Origin of the sequence: Campylobacter troglodytis, assembly GCF_006864425.1 — a bacterium.
Classification (GTDB): Bacteria; Campylobacterota; Campylobacteria; order Campylobacterales; family Campylobacteraceae; genus Campylobacter_D; species Campylobacter_D troglodytis.
In genome coordinates, this window is the sequence record NZ_QHLI01000033.1 from 22,785 (window position 1) to 30,443 (window position 7,659).

At 34.6% G+C, this 7,659-nt stretch carries 6 protein-coding genes and 4 tRNA genes; 4 read left to right on the forward strand and 6 right to left on the reverse strand.

Annotated features, from left to right (window positions below; genetic code table 11):
• Positions 1-109: 109 nt before the first annotated feature.
• The 5 genes from dnaA to DMC01_RS07825 form a co-directional block, all read right to left on the reverse strand.
• Entirely contained in the window at positions 110-1,432 is a 1,323-nt protein-coding gene (dnaA, locus tag DMC01_RS07805; RefSeq protein WP_142693685.1) for a chromosomal replication initiator protein DnaA, read from the reverse strand.
• 656 nt (positions 1,433-2,088) lie between these two features.
• Entirely contained in the window at positions 2,089-2,313 is a 225-nt protein-coding gene (locus DMC01_RS07810) for a hypothetical protein (RefSeq protein WP_142693686.1), read from the reverse strand.
• Positions 2,314-2,917: 604 nt separating this feature from the next.
• Positions 2,918-4,003, reverse strand: coding sequence for a chorismate synthase (gene aroC / locus DMC01_RS07815; RefSeq protein ID WP_142693687.1), 1,086 nt, complete (start codon positions 4,001-4,003; stop codon positions 2,918-2,920).
• Between the two features lie 474 nt (positions 4,004-4,477).
• Positions 4,478-5,242 (reverse strand): ribonuclease III, encoded by a 765-nt coding sequence (rnc, locus tag DMC01_RS07820; RefSeq protein ID WP_142693688.1) that lies wholly within the window; start codon positions 5,240-5,242, stop codon positions 4,478-4,480.
• A 136-nt stretch (positions 5,243-5,378) separates the two neighbouring features.
• A tRNA-Met gene (locus DMC01_RS07825) sits at positions 5,379-5,455 on the reverse strand.
• A 132-nt stretch (positions 5,456-5,587) separates the two neighbouring features.
• On the opposite strand from DMC01_RS07825, the gene DMC01_RS07830 reads away from it, so the two are divergent.
• The 4 genes from DMC01_RS07830 (at position 5,588) to DMC01_RS07845 (ending at position 6,928) form a co-directional block, all read left to right on the forward strand.
• A tRNA-Ser gene (locus DMC01_RS07830) sits at positions 5,588-5,675 on the forward strand.
• Between the two features lie 454 nt (positions 5,676-6,129).
• A tRNA-Ala gene (locus tag DMC01_RS07835) sits at positions 6,130-6,205 on the forward strand.
• A gap of 2 nt (positions 6,206-6,207) precedes the next feature.
• Positions 6,208-6,283: transfer RNA gene (locus DMC01_RS07840), tRNA-Val, on the forward strand.
• A 327-nt stretch (positions 6,284-6,610) separates the two neighbouring features.
• Positions 6,611-6,928 (forward strand): type 1 periplasmic-binding domain-containing protein, encoded by a 318-nt coding sequence (locus DMC01_RS07845; protein ID WP_142693689.1) that lies wholly within the window; start codon positions 6,611-6,613, stop codon positions 6,926-6,928.
• A gap of 525 nt (positions 6,929-7,453) precedes the next feature.
• On the opposite strand, the gene DMC01_RS14495 is transcribed toward DMC01_RS07845, so the two are convergent.
• Positions 7,454-7,659 (reverse strand): hypothetical protein (locus DMC01_RS14495; protein ID WP_221887147.1); only part of this gene is annotated, 206 nt, incomplete at its 5' end.

Genomic DNA, 7,659 nt, shown 5'->3' on the forward strand with positions numbered 1-7,659 from the left:
TTCGTCTTTATAATAGCCTTGTTGAAAATGTGAAAAAGCACTTTGAAGTGCTATTTTACCTTGCTTTTTATAAGATAAATCCTTGCTCATCTTTTCACATCCTTTCACATCATATTTGCTTTTTTGCTAGGATTTTGTTCTTTAATTCATCGATTTGAGCCTTTAAATTCACATTGTTTTTAATGTCCTCGTTGATTTTTTTCACATTATGTGAAATTGCTGTGTGATCCTTCATCGCAAAAAGCCCTGCTAGCTTAGGCATAGAAAGTCCAGTGAGTTCTCTTGCCAAAAATATCACAACCCTTCTAGCCAAAACGATTTGCTGGGTTTTTTTGTTTGACTTTATGTCAGCAGCTTTTAGGTTAAATTCCTTACATACAGCCGCCATAATCTCATCTATATCAACACTTTGCCTTTGTTCTTTGATATGATCTTTTAGTATGGAATTTACTATGTCTATGCTAATTTCTTGGTTAATCAGCCTTGACATAGCGTTTATGCTAGTTATCATACCCTCAATCTCTCTTATATTATCGCCCATTGAGGTTGCTATGTAGGTAATGACTGTATCGTCTAAATTTATACCGCTAAATTCACACTTCTTGCGGATGATGGCTAGCTTCGTCTCAAATTCAGGCGGGGTAATGTCGGCTATGATGCCATTTGTAAAGCGAGATTTAAGACGCTCTGTGATGCCTTTTAGCATATTTGGGGGATTATCGCTTGTCATTATGATTTGCCCGAATTTTTCCTTGACCTCATTAAATGTAAAGAAAAATTCCTCTTGAATCTTATCTGTCTTGCCAAAAAACTGCACATCGTCAATTAGCAAAACATCACATTTCCTATACTTTTCGTGAAATTTTTCCATAGCGTTGCTTTTAAGATGAGAGGTGAAATCGTTGATGAAATTTTCACTTGTTGCATAAATAATTTTCTTGCCAAGCTCTAAACAAGCATTCCCCACGGCTTGAAGCAAATGAGTCTTTCCCAAACCACTTGCACCATAAATAAAAATGGGATTATAAAGCTTGCCAAGCTTTTCCTTGCTCGTAATAGCCTTGCAGGTTGTAAAGGCGTATTGATTAGAGTCGCCGACCACAAAGTTTTCAAAGGTATAAGAAGGATTAAGTATGGTGCTTTGAGCCTTGATTTGAGCTATGTCTATTTTGGCACGGCTTTTTGAGGGCTTTTGAGCTAGGCTTTGTATCTGCACCTTCGCTTTGTTGCCACTTTGCACCTCGTAAAAATAAGCAAGCCTTGCTGCATACTTGCTTTGCAAGAACTTAGCCATAAGCTCATTTGGAGCGGTAAATACCAAAAAATCCGCCTTTGAAGCCTTTTCGCTAAAATCAAGCAAGCTTAGGTAGTTGTCATATTCATTCTTTGACACTTCTTCTTTAAACTGCGTTAGCAATAAACTTGCGTCCAAATTTGTCCTTAAAATCTTAATTTAACCTCAAATTATACCTAAAAATTTATAAAAATAATTTTAAAAGACAAAATTAAGCTCAAATCTTGATCTTTTTGAAATTTGAAAGCTTAAAATTTACACGCTCTTTTGTGAAAACCGTTGATTTATTATATAACTTTTGTCATTTTACTTAATAAACTATGTTTTATTAAAGAAAGCTCATTTTGGCAAATAAATTTTCTTTTAATAAATAAATTTCGTTTGACTAAAGAAACCTTATTTTGAGTTTTTGCAAAAAAGAAGGCTTAGTTGACTTCAAGGATGTCCTAAACAAAAAAGTTTTTTAAAGAAGTTTTTTGCAAAATAAACTTCGCTCACAAAAGAAGCCACTGTTTGTCATACCTTGCCTAGCTTAGATAGATTAAAGTTAAAAACCTTTTGACAAAGGATCCAAGATATAAATTCAAGCCTTTTTGGCTTTTGCCACCTTTTAATGAGGTGGCTAGAATTTACAAACAAGCAAGGCTAGATAAAAAATTTGGCTCAAGACAACTTAAGCGGATTTTGGCTTATCAACTTTAATAAATTTTAATAAATATTTTGCCCTAATATTTTTTTATTATATGTAAATTCAGCTTCTTTTAAATTAAATATAAAATTTTCTCTTTTAGCCCTTAAATTTGGCTAAACGAAATTTCACAAAGGCCCCTTCTATTACACAAGTTGCAAGAGTACGAAGTAAAAATATTCACAGTTTCATTGATATGATTTTGTCCGTTTATAAATTCATTGTTGCTATTTATCCTATAATGAATTTTTGCTCCGCAAAGAGACGAGCAAAGCGAAGTAAAAATCCACCAAGCTATTATAAGCTTTCTAGCTGCCTTTGTAAATCTCATTTTATTAAAGCCCTACAAGATCCTAAGCAATAATTCTTTGGAAGAGCCATCTTAAACCACTTGTTTATAAATATTAGCCTTCCTTCTTGCAAACTTGTAAGATGGGCAAACAAAAACATTTGCGATTAGCTTAACGGTCGCGGTTACCGCGCACATTATCCGCTTTTACTACGCAGTTGCTAGTGCAAGTAAGCAAAAATAGCTCTCATAACTTTCTATCTCAGCACTCATTTTCTAAAGAAACTTTACTTATCTTGCTGTTTTTTCGCATTCTTTGGCTATCAAAATGCTAACTTCCGCACTATTCTATTGACACAAACACGAGTTATTTTGCAAATTTCGGCGATTTTTTTAGCCTCTAAATCAAGGCAGAAATACTTCAAAATTCCTTAAATTATATCTGCGAAATTCGGAAACGAATCATATATTTGTTTTTCATCTAACTCTTTATACTTTAAAATGATCTTGTATCAAATTAAAATATCTTGAGCTAAAAATTGAACGAAATTTTTTCTCTGATATTCGAGAATGAACCTTTGTTTTTCATAGCTGACATCATAACTTAAATCTCCTTTATGTGAGTTTAAGTTGTCTTGAGCCTAAATTAAAGCCCATAAGCCTTTTTAAGCCTATTTAAATTCGCACTTGCATTCAAAAGCAGTGCATCAGCTATAACTAGCCTTGCCATAGCCGTGCAAACCACGCTTCCACGCACACCCACACAAGGATCATGTCTGCCTTTTAACTCGCAAATGGTGTTGTTTCCAAATTTATCCATAGTTTGTTGCGCTAAAAATATGCTAGGAGTTGGCTTGAAATAGCTTTTTATTTCAATGTCCTGACCCGTGCTGATGCCTCCCAAAATGCCTCCTGAATTATTGCTTAAAAAGGCTTTGTCTTTCATTAAATCATTATTTTGTGAGCCTTTTAGCTCACTTGCCCTTGCTCCAATGCCTATTTCTACGGCTTTTACCGCATTTATGCCCATCAAAGCGTGAGCCAGTTTGCTTTCAAGCTTATCATACAAAGGCTCACCAAGCCCAGCCATCACCCCGCTAATCCTCGTAAAAACGGCTGCACCAAGGCTATCTTTTTGCTTTTTTGCCCTTAAAATCTCATCTTTAAAGGCATTTTCAAGGGTTTCATCAAGGGCGAAGATCTCGCTCTTTTTGGCAAATTCAAGGTCAAATTCAGCGTTTTTTAGCCCGCTTTGAGCGTCTCCAACAGCAAAAACACCGCTATCTACAACTATGTGAAATTCATTCAAAAGCATTTGAGACACAGCACCAGCAGCTACCCTTGCCACGCTTTCTCTTGCACTTGCTCGCCCTCCTCCTCTGTAATCTCTGATGCCATACTTTGCAAAATAGCTAAAATCAGCGTGTGAGGGGCGAAACAAGTCCTTAATGTCCTCATAATCCTTTGATCTTTGATTTTCATTGTAAATGATGATGGCTAGGGGAGTTCCTGTGCTTAAACCCTCAAAAACCCCACTTAAAATCTCAGCCTTATCGCTTTCTTTTCGAGCCGTGGCAAAGCGGCTGCCACCCTTTCTTTTGTCAAGCTCGTCCTGCAAAAAGTCCTCATCTATGCGAAGCCCTGCTGGTAAGCCGTCAATCACGCAGCCCACAGCCTTGCCGTGAGATTCTCCAAAGCTTGTGAATTTAAGTCTTGTTCCAAAGCTATTCATAGCCTTCCTTTCTTGTTTTGTAGTATTTAAACAAAGAATTTCACAGGGTGTTTAAATTTAAAAAAGCCTGTGAAATTCTTTTAAATTCGCACTTATCATTTTAAGCCTTAGCGAAGGGGAAGAAGCCCTCAATTTAAGGCATTTTTCCATAAATTCGTGGATTCTTCCCTTTCGCTTAGATCAGAGTCAGAATGACAAGTAGCGTTTTTTTAACAATTTTCAACTTTTGAATTTAAATTCACAAAAATTCAATTTTTTTATTTAAATTCACACAAATTGACTTTTTAAATTCATCCAACCTACTTGAAGTTAAAAAATTTACAAAAATTCAATCTTGTCATTTAAATTCACACGAAAATTCACTTTTTGAAGCCAAATTCACGCAAAAATTCAGCTTTTTTAAATTCATTCAACTTGCTTGAAGTTAAAAAAATCACAAAAATTCAATCTTGTCATTTAAATTCATATAAAAATTCACTCAAAATTCAGCCTTTCAAGCGTGATCTTTGCTGCCATTTGCTGGGCTTCTTTTTTGCTATTTGCAATAGCCCTTGCAAACTCTTTGCCATCAAGCTTTAAAGCCACCTCAAAGCTTTTTTTATGATCAGGTCCAAAGGCACGCAGGGTTTCATATTCAGGTGCTTGGGCTAGGGTTGCCTGGGTGTATTCTTGTAATTTTGTCTTGTAATCCTTTATAAGATGAGCAGCGTCAATGTGCGGGAAATTTGCTTCAAAAAGTGAAAGTGCTATGCTTTTAGCCCTATCAAAGCCAGCTTCTAAGTAAATAGCTGCTATTACAGACTCAAAGGCGTCTGATAAAATGGAAGGCTTGTTTCGTCCCTCATTGTTCTCCTCGGCATTTGACATAAAAATATACTTGCCAAGGTCTAAATTCAAGGCTATTTTGGCAAAGGATTTTTCATTTACAAGGGCAGCTCGCAGTTTGGAAAGCTCGCCCTCGCTGTGGCTTTTAAATTTAAAGAACAAAAACTCGCCTACTATTAGATCAAGCACAGCATCGCCTAGAAATTCAAGCCTTTCGTTGTTTGGACTGTGAATTTTTAAGGATCTTGTTTTTTTATCTTCGTTTTTATGAGCTTTGTTTTGGGCCGGGCTCTTTTCTAGCCTTGTTTTTGGGCTAATACTAAGAATGCTTTTGTGTGTTAAAGCCTCTTTTAAAAGGGCTTTGTTTTTAAATTCATAGCCTAGTTTTTTTTCTAACTGTGTAAAATCTTTCATAAAAAGCCTTTTTGAAAGGTTTTTAAAATCTTAAATTCTTAATAAAAAGTAGCCTTGAATTTTTCATCAAAAACGACAAGATTAACGCAAAAACCCTTTTGAAAGAGGCATTGTAGCAAAATTTTGTTTAACTGTGTGGTATCAAGGGGGAGACTTGAACTCCCGACCTCCGGCTTATGAGACCAGCGCTCTAACCAGCTGAGCTACCCTGACATTTTAAAACCTTTTAAGCCTTCAAAGGCTTCTAGCAATGCCTTGAATTTTAGCCTTTAAAATTCTTTAAAAGAAGTTAAAATTATACATTATTTTGCTAAAATTTTGACTTATTTTAGAAAATTTTAAAATAGACAGGTGTCCGAGTGGTTGAAGGAGCACGCCTGGAACGCGTGTAAAGTGCAAGCTTTCGAGGGTTCAAATCCCTTCCTGTCTGCCAACTTCCTTGTAAATTCAAGCTTACTACACTTAGCTTTTGCTAGTTTCTTGCAAGTTTAATCTTGCTACACTTTCTTTCTGTCAGTTTCTTATAAATTCAAGCTTGTCAAACTTAGCTTTCGCAAAAAGCATATAATTTTAGCAAAGCTTAGCCGTTTAAGAAAAACTTAGACTTGATTTTTCTTGCTTTTTTATAAAAAATTTGTTTTTGCTAAAGAACAAGATCTTTAAGTGCTAGGATTATGAATGCAAATTCTTGCAAGATGCTTTGATTAAACATAGAAAGCAAACGGCAAGTAAATTTAAAGGCTTAGTGAAACAAGCAAAGGGTATCATAAATATTTCAAAGATCTTGTGTGAAGAAAATGCTTAAATTTAGCACTTTATTTAAAAATACCCAAAAGAAAATAATTTTTTAAGAAAAATATATGTATAATTTTAATTTATCTTTAAAAGGGGCATTAGCTCAGCTGGGAGAGCACAACGCTGGCAGCGTTGGGGTCAGCGGTTCGAGCCCGCTATGCTCCACCACTGGTTCCGTAGCTCAGTTGGCAGAGCACCACCTTGACATGGTGGTGGTCGTTGGTTCAAGTCCAATCGGAGCCACCATTTAAGCCTTTTTAAACCCTAACTTAAAATTCATAAATACCAAAACACACTAAGCTCAAAAGTGAGAAAATTCAAAAACGCAAGTATGAGCTGTCTTTGATACTAAGCTTTGAAAAACAAGATTTAATGTGCAAAGTGAAAATTTCGTTCTCTTTAAGCTCTTTAAATTTCAAGCTTTTATCGAAAATTAGAGCCGTTTTGCACCGCTGTATTTTAAGATGCTTACCAAGGATTACAAAAGCTCTAAGTTCTTAAAGATCAAATTTTTAAGTCTGCTTAAAGTTAAATTCATATAAAATTTTTCTTAAAAGATGAAGGGGATAGGGTTTGAGAAAGATTATATGCTTGGTATTCTTGCCATTTTTATGTGTTGGTGTTGATTTTAATGCCTTTTTTAAGCAAGAAGCCTTAGATCTTTCAACCGTTTTAAATCCCTTCTTTTACGAGGAAAAGGGCAAGGATCTAAAACTACAAGTTATTTTTAATGATAGGGCAAAGATAGATGATGGCTGGTATAGCAAAGAAGATCTTGTAAGGGGATATAAGATCCTTGAAATTGGCAAAGACTTTGTTCTGCTTGATGGGAAAGAGGGTAGCTTTATCTTAAATATAAAAAGAAGCTCTAATAAAATTCAAATACAATAAAGCTTGAATTTTATGCTTAAAACCCCTTATTTAAATCTATCCTTCTTTCACATTAACCCACAAAATCCATCTTTTATTCTAAGTTTAAGCACAACTTAGTTTTTTTAAAAGCCTAAATTCTTTTTTAAGCTCCCCTTTTTAAAAGCCTTAAATGCCTCTTTTAAACAAGCTTATACCACCTTTTTCTTTGAGGTTGGTTGGGTTCAAAAAATTTTAAATTTTAAATTCAAAACAAAAAAAATCCAAGCCCTTGAATTTAAGCTTGAATTTCAGCCTAAACAAGAATTGTGAATTTAAGGCTTGTTTGAAATAAAGCCCAATTTTTAACAAAAATTCAAGCTTTTTAACGATAAAGCCAAATTCAAAACAAAAAATTCAAAGCCTTTGTGCAAAAAAGCCCAATTTTTAATAAAAAATTCAAGCTTTAAAACAAAATTCACATTTTTTAGCTTAAAACAAGTTCCTTTAAGCTAGTTTAAAGTTCAATTTATATATTATTTTGTTTTTTTTCAAAGGCTTTGCTTTTTAGCTTGTCCTTTGTTTAAAAATCTTTATCTTATCACACAAAGGATCTCCTATAAAGTTCTTTCTACAAAAGCTCTTTTTTCTTTTAATCCTTTCCACCCTTTCATACGCTAATTGCCAAAAAAAGCTCTTTGATTTAACTGTTATGGAAGGCACAAGCACGGAGGAGATCTTAGAGGAATTTGCTTTAAGATGTGATTTTAGCA

Excerpts from the sequence above, each read along its gene's own strand:
- rnc (WP_142693688.1), bottom strand. The coding sequence starts at position 5,242 with ATGAAAGATTTTACACAGTTAGAAAAAAAACTAGGCTATGAATTTAAA.
- DMC01_RS07810 (WP_142693686.1), bottom strand. The coding sequence starts at position 2,313 with ATGAGATTTACAAAGGCAGCTAGAAAGCTTATAATAGCTTGGTGGATT.
- aroC (WP_142693687.1), bottom strand. The coding sequence starts at position 4,003 with ATGAATAGCTTTGGAACAAGACTTAAATTCACAAGCTTTGGAGAATCT.